This is a genomic window from Micromonospora sp. C41 (assembly GCF_018070485.1).
Lineage (GTDB): Bacteria > Actinomycetota > Actinomycetes > Mycobacteriales > Micromonosporaceae > Micromonospora > Micromonospora chalcea.
Genome location: NZ_JAGPXP010000013.1, coordinates 106,557 through 130,254 on the forward strand (window position 1 = coordinate 106,557; position 23,698 = coordinate 130,254).

Sequence of the window (23,698 nt, forward strand, 5' to 3'; positions counted from 1 at the left end):
GTGACGGGTACGGGCGCGGAAACTCATCACCGCGCCGTCAGCTCGCGCGCGGCGCGTACATGATGATCGCGACGCCGACCAGGCAGATGGCCGCGCCGGCGAGGTCGTAGCGGTCGGGCCGGAACTTGTCGACGACCATGCCCCAGGCGAGCGACCCGGCGACGAACACGCCGCCGTAGGCGGCGAGGATGCGGCCGAAGTTCGGGTCCGGCTGGAACGTGGCGACGAATCCGTAGGCGCCGAGCGCGATCACCCCGGCGGCGACCCAGAGCAGGCCGCGGTTCTCCCGCCAGCCCTGCCACACCAGCCAGGCGCCGCCGATCTCGGCGAGCGCGGCGAGCAGGAACAGTAGGATGGACCGGACGACAGTCATGCGTCAGACCGTAGCCGGGCGCGAGGGTCGCGACGCCCGGCGCGGCGACACCTGCGGCCCGCCCGGTCCGCAGGCGTGATCACCAGCCGCCACCTGCGGCGACGTCGGGAATACGGCTGTGCTCGGCGGCCCGGCGGACTACCGTCACCGGAGTACGGGCCGACGCCGGACCAGGCGGCGCGTCCACGCCCCCGCCGTCGGCGTTGACGTGGCGGAAACGCCCGAGGGCGAGCATGGGTACGACGAAAGGGGCGGACATGACCGACGAGGTGACGTCGCAGGTCCCGCCGGACCCGGCTCCCGTGCTGAGCGCGCCCGCCGGCACCGGGCCGGTCGGACCGCCGAGCAGCCTGGACCTGTGGGCGCGTGCCCAGGTGCTGCACCGCTGCTTCGGCGACGACGACGGCGAACCGCACATCATGCGCGGCCTGGACTGACCACGCCGCTCAGCGCACCGTCACGCCGGCCCGCGCCAGCGTCTCCCACCAGGACGCGAGGTCCGGCACCGGCTCGGCGCGGGCGCTGAGCTCGTCCAGCCGCCGCAGTTGTTCCCTGCTCGGTGACGGTGAGACGGTGGCGCCCACGCCGACCAGGGCGTACCGGTGGCCGCCGACGGTGAGCAGCATCGTGCCGAAGATCGTTCCCCGGGCCTCGACCTGCCCGACGGGCGCGGCGAACACCTCCGCGCCGCGCCGGTCGCCGGCCCGCAGCCAGCCCTCGTCGAGGGTCATCAGCACCGGCACGCACCGCAGGCCGTTCCAGAGGCTACGTCGCCAGTAGACAATTCCGGCGTACGACGGGTGCGGCTCCATCCCGGCGACGGTACCCGGGCCGATCCAGCGCGACCGGCGCGGGCGCCCGGGACGCCGTCGCCCGGTGAACGTTTCCCGGCGGCCGTGCGTGTGAGCCGGTGAGCATCACCGGCGTCCGCCGGGGGTACTGCTGCGGGACACGGGTACGAAAACCGGGAGGTCATGGTGGGGGACAGGGCGGGACGTCAGGGGCGCGGGCCGATCGCCGGGCTGGTGGTGGCCGCGCTGGTCGCGGCCGGCTGCATGGCCGGCGGCGTCGACCAGGGCGAGCCGCAGCAGCCCGCACCCCGCAGCAGCGGGCAGCCCGAGTCGCAGACCACCCGGGCGGACGGCACCACCAGCGTCGCCGAGTTCAAGCAGGACATCGAGGACGCGGTCCGGCTGGCCGAACGCTACTGGGCGCAGCAGTTCCGCGCCTCCGGTCAGCGTTTCACCCCGATCCGGCGGGTGGTGGCCTACAGCCGGGAGGGCGAGGTGGCCTGTGCCGGGCAGGGCCTGCCGCGCAACAACGCCGTGTACTGCTCGGCCGGCGACTTCATCGCCTACGACGTGAACTGGTCGGTGGCGGCGTTCCGGCAGATCGGCGACGCGTTCCTGTTCTACCTGCTCGGCCACGAGTACGCCCACGGCATGCAGGTGCGGCTCGGCATCCGCTACAACTTCACCATCCAGCAGGAGCTGCAGGCCGACTGCATGGCCGGGGCGTACCTCGGGGACAGCGTGCGCGCCGGGGTGCTGGAGCTGGAGGACGGCGACCTGGAGGAGTTCCGGGAAGGGCTGCTGGCGGTCGGCGACGACCCCGACCAGCCGTGGTTCGCCGAGGGCTCGCACGGCACCGCCGAGCAGCGCAGCGATTCGTTCTTCCGGGGATACGAGAAGTCGCTGGGCGCGTGCGGTCTCGGGTGATGCCGCGGGTCACCAGGGGCGGGGACGGTGACGGGCGGGCCCGGCGCGGCTGGCAGGATCGGCGGGGTACCCGTACCGAAGGAGGCCCCCGCTGAGCAGCAAGCACCCCGCCGCCGTGCTCTTCGACATGGACGGCACGCTGGTCGACAGCGAGAAGCTGTGGGACGTCGCGTTGCAGGAACTGGCCGCCGTGTACGGCGGTGTCCTGTCCGACGACGCCCGCCGTGCGATCGTCGGCACCGGGATGGCCGACGCGATGCGGATCGTGCACGACGACCTGGGCCAGCCGGAGCGGGACGTGCAGGAAAGCGCCGACTGGATCAGCGCCCGGATCCTGGAGCTGTTCCGCACCGGGCTGCGCTGGCGTCCGGGCGCGCTGGCGCTGCTGCGGGCGGTACGGGACGCCGGCATCCCCACCGCGCTGGTCACCTCCAGTGGCCGGTCCCTGGTCGAGGTGGCCCTGGACACGCTGGGCCGGGACAGCTTCGACGCGGTGGTCTGCGGCGACGAGGTGGACGCGGCCAAGCCGCACCCGGAGCCGTACCTGACCGCCGCGCGTCTGCTGGGCGTACCGGTCGAGCGGTGCGTGGCGATCGAGGACTCACCGACCGGAGTGGCGAGCGCGCTGGCCGCCGGTGCGGCGGTGCTGGCCGTACCGGCCGAGGTGCCGCTGGCGCCCGCCGACGGCGTACACCAGATGGAGAGCCTGCTCGGGGCGGACCTGGAGCTGCTCGCGGCGCTGCTCAACCGTTAGGAAGGGCCCCTTCTTATGCACGAGGCGTTAAGAAGGGGCCCTTCCTTTCACGTCAGTCGTGGGCGATGGCGCCCAGGACGTTGATCCGCGCGGCGCGGATCGCCGGCAGCACCGCCGCGACCACGCCGATGATCGCGGCCAGGATCAGGAACGTCACCATCTGACCCCACGGCAGGATCAGGTCGGTGATGCCCTCGTCCTTGAGCGCCTCCACCACCGCCGCGCCGAGACCGGTGCCGACCACCACGCCGAGCAGCGCGCCGAAGATCGAGATCACCACCGCCTCGACCGTGATCATGCGCATGGTCTGGGCGCGGCGCAGGCCGATCGCCCGCAGCAGACCCAGCTCCCGGGTGCGTTCCAGCACCGACAGCGCGAGCGTGTTGATGATGCCCAGCACGGCGATCACGATGGCCAGCGCCAGCAGGATCTGGATCATCTGGAGCAGGGAGTCCAGCTGACCGGTCTGCTGCTCGATGAACCCGGCCCGGTCGGCCACCGACACCTCGGGGCTGTCCGCCAGCAGCCGCTCGATCTGCGGCTGCACCGCGTCCACCGACGTGCCGGGGGCGAGCTGCAGGAAACCCTGGATCGGCTGCGGGATGGCGAAGTCCGCCGTTGCCTGCGGCGGCAGCGTCACCGGGTTGGTCAGCTGTGAACTCTCGTAGATGCCGCTGACCGTGTAGGTGCGGGCGTCGCCACGGGACAGCTGCACCGGCACCGTCGAACCGACGCTGAGGTTGCGTGCCTTCGCGGTGTCCGAGCTGACCAGCATCTGGTCCGGCGCCAGCTTGCTGATGTCACCGGCGGCGGCCTTCGCCCCGAAGATCTGCTGCAGCGCGGCCACGTTGCTCGACACGGCCACCCAGGTCCGCTCGCCGCCGACCACTGCCATATCGCCGTACTCGCCGTCGACCATCTGCACACCCGGGATCGCGGCGGCCTTCTCCAGGACCGCCGGGTCAAAGCTCGCCGGACGCGGCCCGGACGTGGACCCGGAGATCACCAGCTCCGCCTTGATGGTGTCCTCGGCCAGCGCGCCGATGCTGCCCTTGGCCGAGTCCAGGATCACCGTCACGCCGGTGACCAGGGCGATGCCCACCATCAGCGCGGCGGCCGTGATCGCGGTACGGCGCGGGTTGCGGCCCGAGTTGAGCCGGCCCAGCTTGCCCGGCACCGACCAGGAGAACATCGCGCCGAGCAGCGAGACCACCGGCCGGCTGATGATCGGGGTCAGCAGCGCCACCCCGATGAACGCGAACAGCACGCCGCCGAGGATGGTCGCCAGGGTGCTGTCGCCGGCGTGCCCGCCGAGACCGAGGAACAGCAGCACCGCGCCGATGCCGGTGACCACGGCACCGCCGATGGTGACCTTCGTCAGCGGCCGGTCCGGCGTGGCCACGTCCTGCATCGCGGCGATCGGCGGGATGCGCGAGGCGCGCAGCGCCGGCAGCAGCGCGGCGACCACAGTGATCAGCATGCCGACCGCGAACGCGCCGATCACCGCCGAGGCGGGCACGCCCAGCCCGGCCAGGGTGAGACCCCCGGCGAGCTGACCGAACAGGTACGCCAGCAGCGCGCCCACGCCGATGCCGGCGGCGAGCCCCAGCACCGAGGCGATCAGGCCGACCGCGAGCGCCTCCAGCACCACCGAGCCGATGACCTGCTTGCCGCTGGCCCCGATCGCGCGCATCAGGGCCAGCTCACGGGTGCGCTGCGCCACGATGATCGAGAACGTGTTGAGGATCAGGAACGTGCCGACCAGCAGCGCCACCGCGGCGAACCCGAGGAGGATCTTGTTGAAGAACGACAGCCCTTCCTTGAGGCCGGCCGAGGCGTCGGCGGCGAGCTGCTCGCCGGTCTTGACCTGGTAGTCGGCGCCCAGCGTGCGGGCCAGCTCGTCGCGCAGCGCGGCCGGCGTGGTGCCGTCGGCGGCCTGGACGCTGATGTTGCTGAACACGTCCGGCTTGCCCAGCATCAGCTGCTGCGCCACCGGAGTCGTGAAGTAGACCTCGTTCGCGCCACCGATCGAGTCCCGGCCGCCGCTGTAGCCGAACACGCCGACGAGCGTGAACTCCTTCTTCGGTGCGAGGGTCAGCACGCCGACCCGGTCGCCGACCTTGACCTTGCCCGCCTCGGCCAGCGCGGCGTTGATCACGATCTCGTCGTCGGCCTGCGGGCCGCGGCCCTCGCGCAGCTCCAGCAGGTCGCTCTCACCGAGCCAGTTCTGGCCCAGCTGCGGCGGGCCGAACGAGGTGACCACCTTGCCGTTGCTGCCGATCATCCGGGCGCCCTCGGCGGCCACCACGCCCTCGGCGTCGGCGACGCCGGGCACCGCCTTGACCCGGTCCAGCACCGACGCCGGCATCGGGGTGCTCAGCGGCATCCCCTCCGCCGTGGAGACGTCGATCTTCGGCTTCGCCTCGACGCTCACGTCGACCTCGGCGTACGCGTCGGCGAAGACCGCGTCGAAGGAACGCCCGAGCGTGTCGGTGAGCACGAACGCGCCGGAGACGAACATGACGCCGAGCACCACCGCCAGCCCGGACAGCAGCAGGCGCAGCTTGCGCGCCAGCAGGCTCTTGAGCGTTGCCCGCAGCATCAGTTGCCCACCTCGACCGGAGCGTCCAGCTTCTTCATCGTGTCCAGCACCGTCTCGGCGGTCGGCTCGATCAACTCCGAGACGATCTGCCCGTCGGCGAGGAAGACCACCCGGTCGGCATACGCGGCGGCGGTCGGGTCGTGCGTGACCATGACGATGGTCTGGCCGTGCTCGCGTACCGAGTTGCGCAGGAACTTCAGCACCTCGGCGCCGGAGCGGGAGTCCAGGTTGCCGGTCGGCTCGTCCGCGAAGATCACCTCGGGGCGGGCCACGAGCGCCCGGGCGCACGCCACGCGCTGCTGCTGGCCACCGGAGAGCTGCGCCGGGCGGTGCCCGAGCCGCTCCCGCAGGCCGACCGTGTCGATCACGACGTCGTACCAGGCCGGGTCGGGCTTGCGCCCGGCGATCGACAGCGGCAGCAGGATGTTCTCCTGCGCGGTGAGCGTCGGCAGCAGGTTGAACTGCTGGAAGATGAAGCCGACCTTGTCCCGGCGCAGCTTCGTCAGACCGGCGTCGTTGAGACCGGTCACAGTGGTGTCGCCGATCATCACGGTGCCCTTGGTCACCGTGTCCAGACCCGCGAGGCAGTGCATCAGTGTGGACTTCCCGGAGCCCGACGGCCCCATGATCGCGGTGAACCGGCCGCGTTCGAACTCGGCGCTCACCCCCCGTAGCGCGGCGACCTGCGCCTCGCCGCTGCCGTACACCTTCCACACATCGTTCGCCCGGGCCGCGGCCTGCTCTTGGCCTACCGTCGCGGTCACGTCATGTACCTCTTCCGTCTGTCGTTCTCAATGCCGCACCGCCCCCGCTGGTCGGTGCGGCGGAATCCATCCTCGGGGTCGCGAGCCCGAAAGCCCTCCGACCTGGGGTGGAATCCGTGCCGATCTTCCGCTGAGGGTGGACCCCCATCCGGGCTCAGGGTGACCCCTGACCGGCCGGCGGCGCCGACGTTAGGCCCTTACCTGGCGTGATGGTCAACACATCAGCCCCGCCGCTGGTCACGGTAGGTGACCCGCACCACCTCACCGCCCTGGACGAACCAGACCCGTCTCGTACGCGAGCACGACCGCCTGAACCCGGTCGCGCAACCGTAGCTTCGTCAGCACGTGCCCGACATGGGTTTTCACAGTCGTCTCGCTGACCGACAGCACTCGGGCGATCTCCGCGTTGGACAGACCGCGCGCCATGTGGGTGAGCACCTCCCGCTCCCGGTCGGTCAGCGGGTCCAGCGCCCGCGCCGGCGCGGCGGCCGGATCGGGCAGCAGCTCGGCGAAGCGGTCCAGCAGCCGGCGCAGGATGCGCGGAGACATCGCCGCGTCCCCGGCCGCCACCGTGCGGATCGCCGCGACCAGGTCCTCAGCCGGCACATCCTTGGTCAGGAACCCGCTGGCGCCGGCCCGCAGCGCCCCGACGACGTGTTCGTCCTGCTCGAACGTGGTGAGCACCAGCACCCGAACCGGTAGCCGCGCGGACACGATCGCGCGCGTCGCGGTCACCCCGTCCATCCGCGGCATCCGGATGTCCATCAGCACCACGTCGGGCAGCAGCCGCCGCGCCAGGTCCACCGCCTCCGCGCCGTCGCCGGCCTCACCCACCACGTCCAGGTCGTCCTCCGCGCCCAGCACCATCCGGAATCCGGTACGCAGCAGCGGCTGGTCGTCGGCGAGCAGAACCCGCACCGGCCGGGACACGGCGCCGTCGGTCATGCGTCCCCCTCGTCGTCCGGGCGGCGGTCCGGCCGGGACCCGTCGGCGCCGGCACGCGCGCGATCCGCCCGGCGTGAGCCGGGCCGCGGTAACCACCGTAGAGGTCACCGGTCGCGCGGTCGCCGATCAGGCCGCCCCGATCCCGCAGGTTGGCCGGGCTCCGCGCGCTCAGGCCCGCGCGGGATCGCAGGCGCTCTGCGCGCCGCTCCGCGCGGGATAGCGGGCGGTCTGCGCGCCGGTCATGCGCGGAATGGCCCGCCGGTCCGGGGCGGTCCGGCCAGGCGTCAGCCCGGGTGCCCTCCGGCCAGCGCCGAATACTCGACGGCTGGGGCCGGAGGTTACTCGTCGGCGCCGGGCGCCACCGGGCGGGAGCGGGCGTCCACCAGCGGGTCGGGCGCGGCGGCGGCCACCGGGAACGGCGGCGGCGTGCCGCCGTAGCTCGGGCACAGCGCCTGGTGGCTGCACCAGTCGCACAGGCGGCTCGGGCGGGGCCGGAAGTCCTGCCGGGCGGTGGCCTGCTCGATCGCCCGCCACAGCGCCACCACTGTGCGCTCGAAGCGCACCAGCTCGTCGGCGTCGGGGGCGTAGTCGCAGACCTCGGCGTCCTTGAGGTAGAGCAGGCGCAGCACCCGCGGCACCACGCCCCGGGTGCGCCACAGCACCAGGGCGTAGAACTTGAGCTGGAACAGCGCCCGCGCCTCGAACGCCTCGCGCGGCGCGCCGCCGGTCTTGTAGTCGACCACTCGCAGCGCGCCGTCGGGCGCCACGTCGAGCCGGTCGAGGTAGCCCCGGATGAGCAGCTCGTCGTCCACCACCGCGGAGATCAGCGCCTCGCGCTCGGCCGGCTCCAGCCGGCGCGGGTCCTCCACCGCGAAGTAGCCGTCCAGCAGCGCCGTCGCCGACCGGAGGAACTCCTGCGGACCAGCGGTGTCGCCGTCGGCGAACAGCGAGGCCAGCTCCGGCTCCTCGGTGACCAGCCGGTCCCACTGCGGCGCGACCAGATCACCGGCCGACTCCGGGGTGCGCGCGGCGGCCGGAAGGTCGAACAGCCGCTCCAGCACGGCGTGCACGAGCGTGCCCCGGGCCTGCTCGACAGTCGGCCGCTCGGGCAGCCGGTCGATGCTGCGGAACCGGTAGAGCAGCGGGCAGGTCTTGAAGTCGGCCGCCCGGGACGGCGACAGCGACGCCCGCACCGTGACCGGCGCCGGTGCCGTCTGGTCGCCGTGGCTGTCGATCATCGGTTCCGCCGTCATGCCCGGAAGGTTAGGCCACGCCTGTGACACCGCCACCGTCGCCGCACCGGAGCATGATCGGATCTCCCTCTCAGTGACCGCGGCGGCCCGCCGCGCACGCTCACGTAGCATCGGGCCGGTGCAGCAGCGGAGCCGAGGATCCCGCCGGCCGGGGCTCAGCCTCGGCCGGGTGCTCGGGGTGCCGCTGCGCGTCGACGCCTCGATGCTGCTGCTCACCGTCGTCGTCACGGTGCTGTACGCGGCGCTGGCCCGCCGCCAGCTCGACCTCGGCCCGCTCGGCGGCTACCTGGTCGGGTTCGGCTTCGTGGTCTCGCTGCTCGGCTCGGTGCTGCTGCACGAGCTGGGGCACGCGCTGACCGCCCGCCGCTACGGCATCGGTGTGCGCGGGATCACGCTGGAACTGCTCGGCGGGTACACCGAGATGGACCGCGACGCACCCACGCCGCGGATCGAGCTGCTGATCTCGCTGGCCGGGCCGGCCGTGTCCGCCGTACTCGGCGCCGGCGCGGTCGCCGCCACCCTCGCGTTGCCCGCCGGCACTCTCGGCCACCAGCTCGCCTTCCAGCTCGCGGTCAGCAACGTCGTGGTGGCGATCTTCAACAGCCTGCCCGGTCTGCCGCTGGACGGCGGGCGGGCGCTGCGCGCCGCGGTGTGGGCGCTCACCCGCGACCGGCACCGCGGCACCGAGGTGGCCGGCTGGGTCGGCCGGGCCGTCGCGCTGGGCACGCTGGCGCTGGTCGTGGTGCTCACCATGCGCCGGGCGCTGGCCCCGCTGGCCCTGCCGCTGCTGCTGCTCGTCGCGCTGACGCTGTGGCGCGGCGCCGGCCAGTCCATCCGGCTGGCCCGTATCGGCCGCCGGCTGCACCTGGTCGACCTGGCCCGGCTGGCCCGCCCGCTGCTGCCGGTGCCCACCGGCACGCCGTTGGCCGAGGCCCAGCGCCGCCGCGACGAGGTGGCCACCCCGCACGCGGCGCTGGGCGTCGTCGACTCCGCCGGCCGTACCGTCGCCGTGGTCGACCCGGCGCGCGCCGCCGCCGTACCCCCGGAACGGAGGCCGTGGGTCGCGGTGGACGAGGTGGCCCGCGACCTGTCCGCGGTGCCGGCCCTGCCGGTCGGCGCGGACGGCGAGCGGGTCCTGGAGACCGTACGCACCCACCCGGGCGCGCAGTACGTCGTGACGGCAGGCGAAGATGTGGTCGGCGTGCTGCACATCGCGGATCTCGCCCAGCTCCTGGAACCCAAACGGAAGACGAACACGTGACCGTAGAGATCTCCACCGTCCCGGCGTTGCCCCCGGTCCACCGCGGGCCGTTCCGGCCGGGCGACCGGGTCCAGCTGACCGACCCCAAGGGCCGGATGCACACCGTGACGCTGGAGCCCGGCAAGGAGTTCCACACCCACCGGGGGATCCTCAAGCACGACACCCTGATCGGCCTGCCCGACGGCAGCGTGGTCACCACCGCCGGGGGCGGCACCGCGTTCCTGGCGCTGCGGCCGCTGCTGTCGGACTACGTGCTCTCCATGCCGCGCGGAGCCCAGGTGATCTACCCGAAGGACTCGGCGCAGATCGTCGCCATGGGCGACATCTTCCCCGGCGCCAAGGTGCTGGAGGCCGGCGCCGGGTCCGGCGCGCTGTCCTGCTCGCTGCTGCGGGCCGTCGGCACCGAGGGCGAGCTGCACTCGTTCGAGCTGCGCGACGACTTCGCGCAGATCGCCCGCCGCAACGTGGAGGCGTTCTTCAACGGCCCGCACCCGGCCTGGAACCTGCACGTCGGCGACGTCGCCGACTGCGCCGAGACCGGTTTCGACCGGATCATCCTGGACATGCTGACGCCGTGGGAGATGCTCGACATGGTCGAGCGGGCGCTGGTGCCCGGCGGCGTGCTGATCGGCTACGTGGCCACCACGCCGCAGCTGTCCGAGCTGGTCGAGGCGCTGCGCGAGCGTGGCGGCTGGACCGAGCCGCGCGCCTGGGAGTCGCTGGTGCGCGACTGGCACGCCGAAGGGCTGGCGGTCCGCCCGGACCACCGGATGATCGCCCACACCGCGTTCCTGGTCTCCGCCCGCAAACTCGCCCCCGGGGTCACCGCGCCGCCGCGCCGCCGCAAGCCCAGCAAGGGCGCCGAGGCGTACGCGCAGCGCCGCGACGCCCTGCGCGCCGCCGCCGCGGCCCGCGCGGAGCAGGAGCCGCAGGAGTCCTGACCCCCGACGCGCGGGCGCGCGCGTACGGGCGGATCATGTGTGCCGGTGGGCACGACACCTGAGCGGGTGGAGACGGTGGCATGAGCGAGCGGATCGGGGCGCGCGTCGGGCGGCGCGCCCGTGCCGGTGACCTGGACCGGTGGCAGCACGGCGGCGCGGCCCGGTGGGAGGCGGCGTGAGCAACCCCGGTTACGGCAACGGTGACCTGCCCGCCGTCTTCCCGGACTGGTCGCCCTACACCGACCTGGAGTCGGCCGCCCGCGCGTACCTGCGCGACCCGGACATCGCGCTGGAGGCGCTCGACGGCGTGCTGCGCGGCGCCTCCGTGCTCGGCTTCACGCTGGAACGGTTCGTCAACGAGGTGAACGGCGTGTGGCAGGAGGTCGTCGTCTGCGACGGCAGCCGGCTGGTGCTCTGGCACGGCGAGGACGTGCCACCGGGGGAGGGGCCGCCCGGCGCGATGACCTCGTCGCTGCGGGTGGTGCCGCTGTCCACCGTCACCGAGGTCGGCTGCCGGCGGCGGCTCATGCGGGCCGAGAACGGCACCGTACGGGTCGACAGCATCGACGTGTACCTGCTGCTCAGCTCCCTGGACGAGGCGCCGCCCAGCGACGAGGTGGCGGGCGCGCCCCGGCACGACGCGCTGCGTTTCGGCAAGACCCTCGACGACGGCGGGGCGGGGCAGATCGCCCGGCTGGAGGAGTTCGCCCGACTGGTCGCCTCGGTGGTCGGCCGGCCCCTGCTCTGAGGCGGACGAACGGCGGGCCGGGGACGTGTGGTCCCCGGCCCGCCGTGCAGCTGTCCGGGCCTCAGTCGTCGGCCTCCGGGCCGGCCACCTCCACGCCGTCGCTGCCGCGCACCACGTGGATGCACTCGCCCGGGCACTCCTTCGCCGAGTCGATCACCTCGAGGCGCAGGTGCTCCGGCACGTCCACCCGGGCGCCGGGGGCCTGCCGCAGCTCGCCGTCGGGGCCCTTGACGTACGCCAGGCCGTCGACGTCGAACTCGAAGACCTCCGGCGCGTACTGCACGCAGAGCCCGTCACCGGTGCAGAGGTCCTGGTCGACCCAGACCTGCAACTGGTCGGTCGCGACGTCGGTCACGAAGCACCCCCCATGTTCTCCCGTCCCACGCTCCGACGGTACCCGAACGCCCGTACCCACCCCGCGACCAGCCCTTCGCGATCAAGCTTCGGTGACGAGCGCGTTGCTGTGGACCGAATCGGGCTCATAGCGGCTAGTGTTAGGTCAGAACGTTCAAGCCCCCCGGGGAGGTGGGACGTGGCACGCAGCGACGACGCGGACTCGCGCGCCGCACGGTGGGAAAAGGAAGCCCACGATCTCTCCACGCAGGTCGCGTTCCTGCAAGAGGAACTCGCTCTGGTGCGGCGCAAGTTGACCGAAAGCCCTCGACACGTCCGGCAGCTCGAAGAGCGGCTGGCGGCCACCCAGGCCCAGTTGGCGCGGCTGACCGAGAACAACGAACGGCTCGTGAGCACCCTCAAGGAGGCTCGCGCGCAGATCGTGACGCTCAAGGAGGAGATCGACCGGCTCGCCCAGCCACCGAGTGGCTACGGCGTCTTCCTGGCCAAGCACGACGACGGCACGGTGGACGTGTTCACCGGCGGGCGCAAGCTCCGGGTGGCGGTCTCGCCGTCGCTGGAGGCCGACGAGCTGCGCCGTGGCCAGGAGGTCCTGCTCAACGACGCGCTCAACATCGTCGACGCGTTCGGTTTCGAGCGGGTCGGCGAGGTCGTGATGCTCAAGGAGATCCTGGCGGGCCCGGACGGCGCGCCGGGTGACCGGGCGCTCGTGGTGTCGCACTCCGACGAGGAGCGGATCGTGCACCTCGCCGAGACCCTGATCGGCAGCGCGATCCGGGCCGGCGACTCGCTCATGATCGAGCCCCGCTCGGCGTACGCCTACGAGCGGATCCCGAAGAGCGAGGTCGAGGAACTGGTCCTGGAGGAGGTGCCCGACGTCAACTACGAGGACATCGGTGGCCTCCAGGCGCAGATCGAGCAGATCCGCGACGCGGTGGAGCTGCCCTTCCTGCACTCCGACCTGTTCCGTGAGCACCAGCTCCGGCCGCCGAAGGGCATCCTGCTCTACGGTCCGCCCGGCTGCGGTAAGACGCTGATCGCCAAGGCGGTGGCCAACTCGCTGGCCAAGAAGATCGCCGAGCGGGAGGGCAAGGAGCGGCACACCAGCTTCTTCCTCAACATCAAGGGCCCGGAGCTGCTCAACAAGTACGTCGGCGAGACCGAGCGGCACATCCGGCTGATCTTCCAGCGGGCGCGGGAGAAGGCCGGTGAGGGCACTCCGGTGATCGTGTTCTTCGACGAGATGGACTCCGTGTTCCGCACCCGCGGCTCCGGCGTCTCCTCGGACGTGGAGAACACCATCGTCCCGCAGCTGCTCAGCGAGATCGACGGCGTGGAGGGCCTGGAGAACGTCATCGTCATCGGCGCCTCCAACCGGGAAGACATGATCGACCCGGCGATCCTGCGTCCCGGCCGGCTCGACGTGAAGATCAAGATCGAGCGGCCGGACGCCGAGGCGGCGAAGGACATCTTCTCCAAGTACATCCTCGCCGGCCTGCCGCTGCACGCCGACGACCTGGCCGAACACGGCGGCGACGCCCAGGCCACCGTCGCGGCGATGATCGACGCGGTGGTCCTGCGGATGTACTCCGAGACCGAGGAGAACCGCTTCCTCGAGGTCACCTACGCCAACGGCGACAAGGAAGTCCTCTACTTCAAGGACTTCAACTCCGGCGCGATGATCCAGAACATCGTCGACCGGGGCAAGAAGATGGCCATCAAGGAGTTCCTCACCTCCGGCCGCAAGGGGCTGCGCCTGCAGCACCTGCTCGACGCCTGCGTCGACGAGTTCCGGGAGAACGAGGACCTGCCCAACACCACCAACCCCGACGACTGGGCGCGCATCTCCGGCAAGAAGGGCGAGCGGATCGTCTACATCCGCACGCTCGTCTCCGGCGGCAAGGGCGCCGAGGCCGGACGGTCCATCGAGACCGCCAGCAACACCGGCCAGTACCTGTAGTCCGACCCTGCGACGAAGGCCCGCGGCGCACCCGCCACGGGCCTTCGCGCGTACGCAGGGAAGCCGCCACACCGGACCCGGCGCTGCCGCCACGCCCCCTCGGCGCGTCACGCCGACTACGCTCGACATGACGGGGACCGGGACGGCGAGCGGGAGCGGGCAGGTCGATGAGCGTCAGAAGGATCATGGGCACCGAGGTCGAGTACGGCATCTCCGTGCCCGGTCAGGCCGGAGCCAACCCGATGGTCACCTCCTCCCAGGTGGTAAACGCCTACGGGGCGCGGCCGGAACTCAACCGGGGCGGCCGGGCCCGCTGGGACTACGAGGAGGAGTCGCCACTGCGCGACGCGCGCGGGTTCACCTACTCCGGCGCCGCGTACGACCCGGCCGAGGCGCTCGCCGACGAGGACCTCGGCCTCGCCAACGTCATACTCACCAACGGCGCGCGGCTCTACGTCGACCACGCCCACCCGGAATACTCCACGCCCGAGGTGACCAACCCCCTCGACGTGGTCCGGTGGGACAAGGCGGGGGAGCGGGTGATGGCCGAGGCGGCCCGGCGGGCCGCGACCATCCCGGGCACCCAGCCGATCCACCTGTACAAGAACAACACCGACAACAAGGGCGCCAGCTACGGCGCGCACGAGAACTACCTGATGCGCCGGCAGACGCCGTTCGCCGACATCGTGGCGTACCTGACGCCGTTCTTCGTCACCCGGCAGATCGTCTGCGGCGCCGGGCGGGTCGGCATCGGCCAGGACGGCGGCCAGACCGGTTTCCAGATCTCCCAGCGGGCCGACTTCTTCGAGGTCGAGGTGGGGCTGGAGACGACGCTCAAGCGGCCCATCATCAACACCCGCGACGAGCCGCACGCCGACGCCGACAAGTACCGCCGGCTGCACGTCATCATCGGCGACGCCAACCTCTCCGAGATCTCCACGTTCCTCAAGGTCGGCACCACCGCGCTGATCCTCACCATGATCGAGGAGAAGGCGCTCGGCGCGGACCTGGGCATCGCCGACCCGGTGGGGGAGCTGCGCGCGGTCAGCCACGACCCGTCGCTGAAGCACCTGATGCGGATGCGCGACGGCCGCAAGCTCACCGCGCTGGACGTGCAGTGGGCGTACCTGGAACGGGTCAGCTCCTTCGTGGACGACCGCTACGGCAAGGACGTGGACGCGCAGACCGCCGACGTGCTGCGCCGCTGGGAGAGCGTGCTGGACCGGCTCGGCCGCGACGCGTTCGAGTGCGCAGACGAGCTGGACTGGGTGGCGAAGCTGCGGCTGCTGGAGGGCTACCGGGAGCGGGAGAAGCTCGGCTGGGGCTCGCACAAGCTGCAGCTGGTCGACCTGCAGTACTCCGACGTGCGGCCGGAGAAGGGCCTCTACCACCGCCTGGTGCAGCGTGGCTCGATGAAGACGATGCTCAGCGACGAGCAGACCCGCACCGCGATGACCGAGCCGCCGGAGGACACCCGGGCCTACTTCCGGGGCCGCTGCCTGGCGCAGTACGCCTCCGAGGTGGTCGCCGCGAGCTGGGACTCGGTCATCTTCGACGTGGGCCGGGAGTCGCTGGTGCGGGTGCCGATGATGGAACCCGAGCGGGGCACCCGGGCGCACGTCGGTGAGCTGTTCGACCGCTGCGAGAGCGCCAAGGATCTGCTGGAGACGCTCACCGGCGGGTGACCCGGATGCCGGAAGGCCCGTCGGGTGCCGGAACCGGGCGCGCGGCGGGCCTTTCGTCGCTCCCGCGAGGTAAGTTGATCGCAGGCGATCGTGGAGGAGGCACCACCATGGCGACCCAAGAGGGTGGGCAGACCCAGTCCGGCAAGTCCCGCGAGGAGGTCGACGAGGTCACCGCGGAGGCGAACCCCGAGGTGGCCGAGCGGCACGCCGAGATCACCGAGGACGTCGACGACCTGCTCGACGAGATCGACTCCGTCCTGGAGGAGAACGCAGAGGAGTTCGTGAGGGGATACGTACAAAAGGGAGGTCAGTGATCAAATAGGGCTGAAACGGACATGCCGGTTCCCCTTGACGATCAGGATGGCCGACGTTGTTGCCGCGACTGCGGTGACTGGAAGCCGCTCGATGAGTTCTGTGCGAGCAGCAAACGTCCCAGCGGCCGCGGCAGCTACTGCAAGCCCTGCTTCAACGCTCGCTCGAAGGCGAGCTATGCGAAGCGGGTGAAGCAGCGGTACGACCGTGAGGTGAAAACGCCGAGGGAAGTCCCGGACGGCCATCGCTTCTGCGCCGACTGCGGAACCGTCAAGCCCCTAGCCGACTTCCCTCGTAACCGCTCTGACAGCACGGGCTATGCGACCTACTGCAAGCCGTGCCACAACCTCCGGACTCGTGAGACCAAGCAGCGGCTCTACGGTGGCAATCGCGAGTACCACCTGCGCCGCCGCTACGGGGTCGGGGAGAAGGAGTTCCAGGAGCTCCTGGCCGAGCAGGGCGGCGTGTGCGCGATCTGTCGGCGCCCCGATCCGGAACATCTGGACCACGATCATCGCACCGGATGGGTGCGCGGGATACTCTGCTTCAACTGCAACGGTGGTCTTGGCCAGTTCAAGGACAACGCCGACGTCCTGGCCAGGGCGATCACGTACCTGAGAGGAACCACGTGGCAGCGGGTTTTGATCCATCCGGGCGTCTTCCAGATGTGTTCACCAACGCGGGGACGTCCTCCTTCACAGCGTTCCTGAGCAAGGTGGCCCCCGAGATGCTGCCCGGCCGTCGGCCGCTGCCGCCCGGCATGGCCGCCGACATGGCGCCGCACGCGACCACCATCGTGGCCATCTCGGCCGCCGGTGGCGTGGTCATGGCCGGCGACCGGCGCGCCACGATGGGCAACCTGATCGCCCAGCGCGACATCGAGAAGGTGCACCCGGCCGACGCGTACTCGCTGGTCGGCATCGCGGGCACCGCGGGCATCGGCATCGAGCTGATGCGACTGTTCCAGGTGGAGCTGGAGCACTACGAGAAGATCGAGGGCGCGATGCTCTCGCTCGACGGCAAGGCCAACCGGCTCGCCTCGATGATCCGCGGCAACCTGGGCGCGGCCATGCAGGGCCTGGCCGTGGTCCCGCTGTTCGCCGGTTTCGACCTGGCGGCGAGCGACCCGGCGCGGGCCGGGCGGATCTTCAGCTTCGACGTGACCGGCGGCCCGTACGAGGAGACCGGCTACGACGCGATCGGCTCCGGCTCGCTGTTCGCCAAGTCGGCGCTGAAGAAGCGGTTCCGGACCGGCCTGTCGGTCGAGGACGCGACGCGGCTGGCGGTCGAGGCGCTCTACGACGCGGCGGACGACGACACCGCCACCGGCGGTCCGGACCTGACCCGGCGGATCTACCCGGTCGTGATGACCGCTACCGCCGAGGGCACGCACCGGCTCACCGACGCCGAGACGGCGGCGATCGCGGAGAGCGTGGTGGCCGGCCGGATGGAGAACCCCGGCGGCTGATCCCGCTTCCCGTCCACCGACTCAGCAGTCCCGCACCATCAGGTCCGAAGGAGAACCGCCGCCGTGGCCATGCAGTTCTACGCCTCGCCCGAGCAGATCATGCGCGACCGCTCCGAGCTGGCCCGCAAGGGCATCGCCCGGGGCCGCAGCGCGGTGGTCCTGAGCTACGCCGGCGGGGTGCTCTTCGTCGCCGAGAACCTGTCCAGCACGCTGCACAAGGTCAGCGAGATCTACGACCGGATCGGCTTCGCCGCCGTCGGCCGGTACAACGAGTTCGAGAACCTGCGTCGCGCGGGCGTGCGGATGGCCGACCTCAACGGCCTGAGCTACGACCGGCGGGACGTGACCGGCCTGGCGCTCGCGAACGCGTACGCGCAGACGCTTGGCGCGATCTTCACCGAGCAGTCGAAGCCGTTCGAGGTGGAGATCTGCGTGGCCGAGGTGGGCGCCACGCCCGAGGACGACTCCCTCTACCGGGTGACCTACGACGGTTCGGTGAACGACGAGCCGGGCCGGATGGCGATGGGCGGCCAGGCCGAGGCGATCAGCGGGGTGCTGAAGAACGAGCACCGGCCGGAGATGTCGCTGTCGGAGGCGGTCCGCGCCGCCATGAAGGCGCTGAGCAGCGTCGGCGGCGAGGGCGGCGCGGCCCGCACGATCGCCGCGAACCAGCTGGAGGTTGCGGTCCTGGACCGGCGCCGGGTGGGGCGTACGTTCCGGCGGGTCACCGGCGCGGCGCTGACCGCGCTGCTGGACGGTGACGCGGAGGCCGACACCGCGCCCGCGCCGGGCCGGGCGAAGACGCCGACGGTGCCGACGGAGGAGGCGAAGAAGCCGACCACGTCGGCGGGCTCGGCCGATCTGGAGGGCAACGCGGAGGACAAGCCCGCCGAGTGACACCTGCGCGAAATACCCCGTCGCCGCGTCGCGGTGGCGGGGTATTTCGCGTACGGGAGGCCGCCGGCTTTGCGGTCCGCGTGGGGGAGATCGCAAGCGGTGAGCGTCGGCGATGCCCATCGGAGGCTCCGGGCGGCTAATGTCTCATCATGGAGCGGCGAATCTTCGGCCTCGAAACCGAGTACGGCGTCACCTGCACCTATCGCGGGCAACGCCGACTGTCCCCCGACGAGGTCGCGCGGTACCTGTTCCGGCGGGTGGTGTCGTGGGGCCGGTCGAGCAACGTGTTCCTGCGCAACGGCGCCCGTCTCTATCTGGACGTGGGCTCGCACCCGGAGTACGCGACTCCGGAGTGCGACTCGGTGACCGACCTGGTGGCGCACGACCGGGCCGGTGAGCGGATCCTGGAGGGGCTGCTCGTCGACGCGGAGAAGCGGCTGCACGACGAGGGCATCGCGGGTGAGATCTACCTGTTCAAGAACAACACCGACTCGGCCGGCAACTCGTACGGCTGCCACGAGAACTACCTGGTGTCCCGGCACGGCGAGTTCGGCCGGCTCGCCGACGTGCTCATCCCGTTCCTGGTCACCCGGCAGTTGATCTGCGGCGCGGGCAAGGTGCTGCAGACGCCGCGCGGCGCGGTCTACTGCCTGTCGCAGCGGGCCGAGCACATCTGGGAGGGCGTCTCGTCGGCGACCACCCGCAGCCGGCCGATCATCAACACCCGGGACGAGCCGCACGCGGACGCGGAGCGGTACCGCCGGCTGCACGTGATCGTCGGCGACTCGAACATGAACGAGGTCACCACGCTGCTGAAGGTCGGCACCGCCGACATCGTGCTGCGGATGATCGAGGCGGGCGTGGTGATGCGGGACCTCACGCTGGAGAACCCGATCCGGGCGATCCGCGAGGTGTCGCACGACATCACCGGCCGGCGCAAGGTGCGGCTGGCCGCCGGCAAGGAGGTCTCGGCGCTGGAGATCCAGCAGGAATACCTGGCCAAGGCGACGGAGTTCGTGGAGCGCCGGGGCGGTGACCAGACCGCGAAGCGGGTGGTCGACCTATGGGGGCGGGTGCTGCGCGCGGTCGAGACCGGCGACCTGGACCCGGTGGCCCGGGAGATCGACTGGGTCACGAAGCTGAAGCTGATCGAGCGGTACCAGCGCAAGCACGACCTGCCGCTGTCGCACCCGCGGGTGGCGCAGATGGATCTGGCGTACCACGACCTGCGGCGTGGGCGCGGCCTGTACGGGCTGCTGGAGCGTCGCCGCGAGGTGGACCGGGTGGCCACGGACCCGGAGATCTTCGAGGCGAAGGAGACGCCGCCGCAGACCACCCGGGCGCGGCTGCGCGGCGAGTTCATCCGGCACGCCCAGGAGAAGCGGCGTGACTTCACGGTGGACTGGGTGCACCTGAAGCTGAACGACCAGGCGCAGCGCACGGTGCTGTGCAAGGACCCGTTCCGGGCCTACGACGAGCGGGTGGAGCGCCTGATCGCCAGCATGTGACCGCCCACGGGCGGCCGGTGCCCGGCACCGGCCGCCCGTGGCACGGGTAGGCTGTCGTCGCGATGAACACTTCCGAATCCGCCGGTCGCCCCGACCGTGAGACGTCCTCCGGCCGCGACGGCGGCGAGAAGCTCAACTGGATCGATCGCCGCCGGGAGAAGATCCGGGCCGAGATCGAGCGCAACCGGCGCGGTGACTACACGGTCCCGACGTGGGTGCTGGCGGCGGCGCTGGTGCTGATCGTCGGCGGGTGGCTGGCGTTGATCCTGCTGCTCGGCTGAGTTCGGCTCAGTTGTACGGCATCCGGGGGAACCAGCCGAAGCCGAACATGGCCGGCACTCGGATGTCCCAGTAGATGACGGTGAAGACGCCGAGCGCGACGAGCAGCGCTCCGGTGACGGCGGCGGCGCGGCGGGGGTCCGCCATCCAGGCGAGGAAGCGTCCGCGGCTGATCGCCACGGCCAGGGCGAAGACGGCCGTGACGAGCAGGATGTTCCCGAGGGACTGCAGCGTGAACGCCAGCGCCCCGTAGAGCGGGTTGCCGGTGTCGACGGCCCAGTGGAACAGCTTGTTGAACATCGGGTAGGGGCGGCCGACGAGGAACCCGCCGACGAGCGCGCCGATGGTGATCACCCGGGCGACGGGCCGGTGCGCGAAGATGTCCGGCACGAGCTTGAGCGCGGCGAGCCCGAGGTAGGTGAGGGCGAGTCCGATGACGCCGAAGACGACCGAGGACTGGATGAGGCGTACCGGGACGGTGCCGACCGTCTCGGTGGACAGCTGGGGCAGCCGGTCGCCGAGCAGGACGCCGATGATGCCGTAGGCGGCCGAGACGACGACCATGCCGAGCGCGAGCCAGCCGACCGGGCGCAGCAGGGCGCGCAGCGCGGACCGGGTGCCGCCGGCGGGGTCGGCGCCGGAGACCTGGCTCATCGGCCCGACCGAGGCCGCCACGGCGATGTTGCAGGCGGTGAAGGTGCCGGCGAAGCCGGAGACGAAGGCGAAGAGCATCCCGGCGACGGCGCCGGTGATGGCGGTCTCCTTGGCGTCGTGGCCGAGCACGGTGTTGGCGACGTTGTCGCCGATGACCTTGTCGACGAGCTCGAAGGACCACAGGACGGCCAGCAGCACGCCGGCTGCCGCGCTGATCAGGGCGAGTCGGAGGGGATGCGGCGGGCGGTGGGTGGAGATCCTGGCGTCGGGGGCCGCGTTCGGGAGTTGTCGCAGTGCCATGGGGGGTCGCCTCCTAACGGCGGCCAGCCGCGTTTCCCGCGCGGCTGCCTGGCGCGGACGGCGGTGACGGGATGGCCGGAGTCGATTTCCCGGACAGTATGGGGAGGCCGCGTGGGGCCCTGGTTCTTCGATCATGCTGACCTGTCTCCGGTGTCTGGCCCGGGCGGCGGGGGTGGCGGCACTCTGGACGGCGGGCCGCCGGCGTGACCGGGCCGGCACGGACAGGGGAGCGTGACGTCATCGCACACATCGATCTCGGGCTGGACGAGAAGGCCTATCCGGGCATCCAGGGGCCGCTGCGGTTCCGTCCGGAGACGGCGAAGCCGCTGGGCGAGCTGGCGGAGGTGCTGTTGCGCGCTCCGCATCCCACCTTGACGCCGGGGGAGCGGGAGCTGATCGCGGCGTACGTCTCCGGCCTCAACGACTGCGACTTCTGCTGTTCGTCACACGCGGCGTTCGCCGCCGCGCAGCTGCCCACGGGGATGGAGTTCGTCGACCGGGTGCGCGCGGACGTGGCGACCGCGCCGGTCGGCGCGAAGCTGCGGGCGCTGCTGCACATCGCCGCCGCGGTCCGGCGCAGCGGCCGGGAGGTCACCACCGAGCTGGTGGAGGCGGCCCGCGCGGCGGGCGCCACCGACCTGGAGATCCACGACACGGTGCTGATCGCGGCGGCGTTCTGCATGTTCAACCGCTACGTCGACGGGCTGGGCACGTGGACGCCGCAGGATCCCGAGGTGTTCGCGCGGGCCGCCGACCACCTGGTCGCGAACGGCTATCTGGCGATCTGAGGGCGGCGGGGCTCAGCCCAGCAGGCGGGCCGCGTGGCGGCCGGCGGCAGCGGCGGCCAGGAAGTAGGCGTGGTCGGCGTCCAGGCCCCGGCCCATCGTGGACAGGCCGACCGGGCCGGCCCGCAGCGCCGCGTCGAGGCCGTCGGTGGGCACTGTGACGATCGTGTGCCGGTCGGCCAGCGGCGCGAGCGCCGCGGCGACCTCCGCCGCGAGGGCGGGGTCGAGGCCGTCCGGCACCACCAGCTCCGCGGGGGCCAGCGCGACCCGGCCGTACGCGGTCAGGCTGTGGTGGGAGACGCCACGGTGCCGGGGCCGGGCGTCGGCGTCGGAGATGCGCAGCGAGCCGACCGGGCGCCCGCCCAGCGTGGCGACCGCGTTGACGGCCTCGCCGACGGCGACGCCGGAGAAGCCCCAGCGGGTTCCGGTGCCGAGGTTGCCGGGGCCCTGGGCGACGATCGTCAGGTCCGCGCCGAGTACGTGCCGGGCGGCGAGCAGGCCGCTGTGCAGTGTGCTCGCCTCCAGGTCGCCGCCGAACGCCTGGCCCACGCTCACCGTGCCCACGAGGTGACCGGCCAGGCCGGCCAGGGTGCGGGAGAACCAGGCGGGCAGCGCCCCGCCGTCGGTGAGCACGTACGCGACCCGGGCGTCGGGCGCGTCGGCGCGTACCCCGGCCAGGATCGCCGGCAGCGCGGAGTGCAGGTCGGCGGTGACCACCGGCATGCCGTCGACCGACTCGGCGGCGGCGAGCAGTTCGTGGTGCGGCGACGCCTCCTCGTCCACGCCCAGCAGGATCGGCTGCAGCGGCGTGTAGCGGGCCTTGACCAGGTGGCCGGCGTCGCGGCTGTCGCCGGCCTGCGGCGGGTCGGCGGGCAGCCGGTCGGGCAGCGCGACGACCAGCGCGTAGCCGCCGGTGCCGAGGCCCATCAGCAGCGCCCCGGCGTTGAGCAGCACCCGGTCGCCGGGCTCGGGCTCGCCGACCAGCGCCGGGTAGGCCAGGGCGCGCATCCGGACGCCGTCGGGCAGGTCGACGTCGAGTTCGACGGCGCCGGACCACCGTCGCCGTACCGCCGTGACCGTGCCGGACCGCCATCGCACCATGCGGTGCACGGTATCGGCCGGGGTGCGGGCGGGCCGGGGGCGGGTCAGGTGTCGCCGTCGAGCGGGCGACCCGTCTCGTCCTGGGTGGTGCGGGCGGGCCGCCCGGCCGTGCGGGAGCGGGTGGGGTCGAGGAAGACGTACGCGATCTCCGGGAAGCGCCCGGTGAGCCGGCGTTCGGCCTCGTCGGCGGCGGCCTCGATGTCGGCGCCGGTGGCGTCGTCGTGGAAGTCGACCTTGGCGGCGACGAGGATGTCGTCGGGGCCGAGGAACATGGTCATCAGCGTGTCGATCCGGTCCACCGTCGGCACGTCCGCGAGCTCCCGTTCGATGCGCCGGTGCAGCCGGTCGGAGACCGAACGGCCGACCAGCAGCGAGATGTTGCTGCGGGCCAGCACGACGGCGACCACGAGCAGCAGCACGCCGATGAGGATCGAGGCGATCCCGTCGTACAACTCGTCGCCGGTGAGGTGGGACAGGGTGAGCCCGGCGGCGGCGATCAGCAGGCCGACCAGCGCGGCGCTGTCCTCCAGGAAGACCGCCTTGACCGTGGTGTCGGCGGTCAGGCGCAGGTAGCGGCGCGGGGTGGTGCCCCAGCGGCGCGACTCGCCGCGCACCTGCCGCACCGCCCGGGCCAGCGACACCGACTCGATCGCGAACGAGACCGCCAGCACCACGTACGCGACGAGGTACTCGCCGCTGTGCTCGTGCACCAGGATGGTGGTGACGCCGTGGGTGATGGCGAAGCCGGCCCCGGCGACGAAGGTGAACAGCGCGGCGAGGAACGCCCAGACGTAGCTCTCCTTGCCGTACCCGAAGGGGTGCCGGGTGTCGGCGGGCCGCGCGCCCCGGCGCAGCGCCAGATAGAGCAGCACCTCGGTGGTGGTGTCGGCGAGCGAGTGGGCGGCCTCGGAGAGCATCGCCGCGGAGCCGGAGATCAGGCCCGCGACCAGCTTGGCGACGGCGATGGCGAGGTTCGCCGCGCCGGCCACCACGACCGTGCCGACGCTCTCGGTCTTGACCTCCGCTTCCACCATGC

At 72.0% G+C, this 23,698-nt stretch carries 26 protein-coding genes; 15 read left to right on the plus strand and 11 right to left on the minus strand.

Going from position 1 to position 23,698, the window contains the following annotated elements; genetic code table 11:
- Window positions 1–37 precede the first annotated feature (37 nt).
- Window positions 38–373 (minus strand): YnfA family protein, encoded by a 336-nt coding sequence (locus KBX43_RS16340; RefSeq protein WP_064446108.1) that lies wholly within the window; start codon window positions 371–373, stop codon window positions 38–40.
- 79 nt (window positions 374–452) lie between these two features.
- The gene (locus KBX43_RS16345) at window positions 453–632 is read right to left on the minus strand and encodes a hypothetical protein (protein ID WP_157560772.1); all 180 of its coding nucleotides are present in this window, start codon (window positions 630–632) and stop codon (window positions 453–455) included.
- Between KBX43_RS16345 and KBX43_RS16350 the strand changes: the two genes are divergently transcribed.
- A complete protein-coding gene (locus tag KBX43_RS16350) occupies window positions 631–810 on the plus strand; it encodes a hypothetical protein (RefSeq protein ID WP_043324402.1) in 180 nt (59 codons plus the stop codon). The genes KBX43_RS16345 and KBX43_RS16350 overlap by 2 nt on opposite strands.
- A 9-nt stretch (window positions 811–819) precedes the next feature.
- Here KBX43_RS16350 and KBX43_RS16355 read toward each other — a convergent pair whose 3' ends face one another.
- Window positions 820–1,185: a hypothetical protein gene (locus KBX43_RS16355; protein ID WP_064446107.1), complete on the minus strand. Its 366-nt coding sequence runs from the start codon at window positions 1,183–1,185 to the stop codon at window positions 820–822.
- A 165-nt stretch (window positions 1,186–1,350) separates the two neighbouring features.
- Here KBX43_RS16355 and KBX43_RS16360 point away from each other — a divergent pair, with 165 nt between their 5' ends.
- Both KBX43_RS16360 and KBX43_RS16365 read left to right on the plus strand, forming a co-directional pair.
- Window positions 1,351–2,091 (plus strand): neutral zinc metallopeptidase, encoded by a 741-nt coding sequence (locus tag KBX43_RS16360; protein WP_210885252.1) that lies wholly within the window; start codon window positions 1,351–1,353, stop codon window positions 2,089–2,091.
- 115 nt (window positions 2,092–2,206) lie between these two features.
- The gene (locus tag KBX43_RS16365; protein WP_104112479.1) at window positions 2,207–2,845 is read left to right on the plus strand and encodes an HAD family phosphatase; all 639 of its coding nucleotides are present in this window, start codon (window positions 2,207–2,209) and stop codon (window positions 2,843–2,845) included.
- Between the two features lie 52 nt (window positions 2,846–2,897).
- On the opposite strand, the gene KBX43_RS16370 is transcribed toward KBX43_RS16365, so the two are convergent.
- The 4 genes from KBX43_RS16370 to KBX43_RS16385 all read right to left on the minus strand — a co-directional run bounded on the left by KBX43_RS16370 (window position 2,898) and on the right by KBX43_RS16385 (window position 8,409).
- Window positions 2,898–5,447 (minus strand): ABC transporter permease, encoded by a 2,550-nt coding sequence (locus KBX43_RS16370; protein ID WP_064446105.1) that lies wholly within the window; start codon window positions 5,445–5,447, stop codon window positions 2,898–2,900.
- Complete coding sequence (locus KBX43_RS16375) at window positions 5,447–6,211, minus strand: ABC transporter ATP-binding protein (RefSeq protein ID WP_043324396.1); 765 nt, start codon at window positions 6,209–6,211, stop codon at window positions 5,447–5,449. The genes KBX43_RS16370 and KBX43_RS16375 overlap by 1 nt, the downstream gene beginning before the upstream one ends.
- Window positions 6,212–6,472: 261 nt before the next feature.
- Entirely contained in the window at window positions 6,473–7,156 is a 684-nt protein-coding gene (locus KBX43_RS16380; RefSeq protein WP_064446104.1) for a response regulator transcription factor, read from the minus strand.
- 338 nt (window positions 7,157–7,494) lie between these two features.
- The gene (locus KBX43_RS16385; RefSeq protein WP_043324392.1) at window positions 7,495–8,409 is read right to left on the minus strand and encodes a PD-(D/E)XK nuclease family protein; all 915 of its coding nucleotides are present in this window, start codon (window positions 8,407–8,409) and stop codon (window positions 7,495–7,497) included.
- Window positions 8,410–8,611: 202 nt separating this feature from the next.
- On the opposite strand from KBX43_RS16385, the gene KBX43_RS16390 reads away from it, so the two are divergent.
- The 3 genes from KBX43_RS16390 to KBX43_RS16400 all read left to right on the plus strand — a co-directional run bounded on the left by KBX43_RS16390 (window position 8,612) and on the right by KBX43_RS16400 (window position 11,359).
- On the plus strand, window positions 8,612–9,670 hold the full coding sequence (locus KBX43_RS16390; protein WP_231915491.1) for a site-2 protease family protein: 1,059 nt from the start codon (window positions 8,612–8,614) through the stop codon (window positions 9,668–9,670).
- Complete coding sequence (locus tag KBX43_RS16395) at window positions 9,667–10,611, plus strand: tRNA (adenine-N1)-methyltransferase (RefSeq protein WP_043324388.1); 945 nt, start codon at window positions 9,667–9,669, stop codon at window positions 10,609–10,611. The genes KBX43_RS16390 and KBX43_RS16395 overlap by 4 nt, the downstream gene beginning before the upstream one ends.
- Before the next feature lie 175 nt (window positions 10,612–10,786).
- Window positions 10,787–11,359, plus strand: coding sequence for a hypothetical protein (locus tag KBX43_RS16400; protein WP_043330176.1), 573 nt, complete (start codon window positions 10,787–10,789; stop codon window positions 11,357–11,359).
- A gap of 61 nt (window positions 11,360–11,420) precedes the next feature.
- On the opposite strand, the gene KBX43_RS16405 is transcribed toward KBX43_RS16400, so the two are convergent.
- Entirely contained in the window at window positions 11,421–11,714 is a 294-nt protein-coding gene (locus KBX43_RS16405; protein WP_043324386.1) for a ferredoxin, read from the minus strand.
- A 177-nt stretch (window positions 11,715–11,891) separates the two neighbouring features.
- On the opposite strand from KBX43_RS16405, the gene arc reads away from it, so the two are divergent.
- The 8 genes from arc to KBX43_RS16445 all read left to right on the plus strand — a co-directional run bounded on the left by arc (window position 11,892) and on the right by KBX43_RS16445 (window position 19,824).
- Entirely contained in the window at window positions 11,892–13,673 is a 1,782-nt protein-coding gene (gene arc, locus KBX43_RS16410; RefSeq protein WP_043324384.1) for a proteasome ATPase, read from the plus strand.
- Window positions 13,674–13,840: 167 nt separating this feature from the next.
- Window positions 13,841–15,358, plus strand: a complete 1,518-nt coding sequence (gene dop / locus KBX43_RS16415) for a depupylase/deamidase Dop (RefSeq protein ID WP_036344014.1) — start codon at window positions 13,841–13,843, stop codon at window positions 15,356–15,358.
- A gap of 107 nt (window positions 15,359–15,465) precedes the next feature.
- Window positions 15,466–15,672 carry a ubiquitin-like protein Pup gene (locus tag KBX43_RS16420; RefSeq protein WP_030504127.1) on the plus strand — a complete coding sequence of 69 codons (207 nt, stop codon included), beginning with the start codon at window positions 15,466–15,468 and terminating at the stop codon, window positions 15,670–15,672.
- Window positions 15,673–15,693: 21 nt separating this feature from the next.
- A complete protein-coding gene (locus tag KBX43_RS16425) occupies window positions 15,694–16,380 on the plus strand; it encodes an endonuclease VII domain-containing protein (protein ID WP_210885255.1) in 687 nt (228 codons plus the stop codon).
- The gene (gene prcB, locus KBX43_RS16430) at window positions 16,299–17,138 is read left to right on the plus strand and encodes a proteasome subunit beta (protein ID WP_030504129.1); all 840 of its coding nucleotides are present in this window, start codon (window positions 16,299–16,301) and stop codon (window positions 17,136–17,138) included. Before KBX43_RS16425 ends, prcB begins: the two co-directional genes overlap by 82 nt.
- A 63-nt stretch (window positions 17,139–17,201) precedes the next feature.
- Entirely contained in the window at window positions 17,202–18,035 is an 834-nt protein-coding gene (gene prcA, locus KBX43_RS16435; protein WP_043324381.1) for a proteasome subunit alpha, read from the plus strand.
- A 149-nt stretch (window positions 18,036–18,184) separates the two neighbouring features.
- On the plus strand, window positions 18,185–19,543 hold the full coding sequence (pafA, locus tag KBX43_RS16440; RefSeq protein WP_030504131.1) for a Pup--protein ligase: 1,359 nt from the start codon (window positions 18,185–18,187) through the stop codon (window positions 19,541–19,543).
- Window positions 19,544–19,605: 62 nt separating this feature from the next.
- On the plus strand, window positions 19,606–19,824 hold the full coding sequence (locus KBX43_RS16445; RefSeq protein WP_030504132.1) for a hypothetical protein: 219 nt from the start codon (window positions 19,606–19,608) through the stop codon (window positions 19,822–19,824).
- Window positions 19,825–19,831: 7 nt separating this feature from the next.
- Here the strand turns inward: KBX43_RS16445 and KBX43_RS16450 are convergent, their stop codons facing one another.
- Window positions 19,832–20,776, minus strand: coding sequence for a hypothetical protein (locus KBX43_RS16450; RefSeq protein WP_166456048.1), 945 nt, complete (start codon window positions 20,774–20,776; stop codon window positions 19,832–19,834).
- Between the two features lie 239 nt (window positions 20,777–21,015).
- Between KBX43_RS16450 and KBX43_RS16455 the strand changes: the two genes are divergently transcribed.
- Window positions 21,016–21,564, plus strand: coding sequence for a carboxymuconolactone decarboxylase family protein (locus KBX43_RS16455; RefSeq protein ID WP_064446506.1), 549 nt, complete (start codon window positions 21,016–21,018; stop codon window positions 21,562–21,564).
- A gap of 12 nt (window positions 21,565–21,576) precedes the next feature.
- Here the strand turns inward: KBX43_RS16455 and KBX43_RS16460 are convergent, their stop codons facing one another.
- Both KBX43_RS16460 and KBX43_RS16465 read right to left on the minus strand, forming a co-directional pair.
- Window positions 21,577–22,662: a DUF3866 family protein gene (locus KBX43_RS16460; protein WP_043324377.1), complete on the minus strand. Its 1,086-nt coding sequence runs from the start codon at window positions 22,660–22,662 to the stop codon at window positions 21,577–21,579.
- A gap of 44 nt (window positions 22,663–22,706) precedes the next feature.
- The gene (locus KBX43_RS16465) at window positions 22,707–23,696 is read right to left on the minus strand and encodes a cation diffusion facilitator family transporter (protein ID WP_043324375.1); all 990 of its coding nucleotides are present in this window, start codon (window positions 23,694–23,696) and stop codon (window positions 22,707–22,709) included.
- Between the last annotated feature and the right edge of the window lie 2 nt (window positions 23,697–23,698).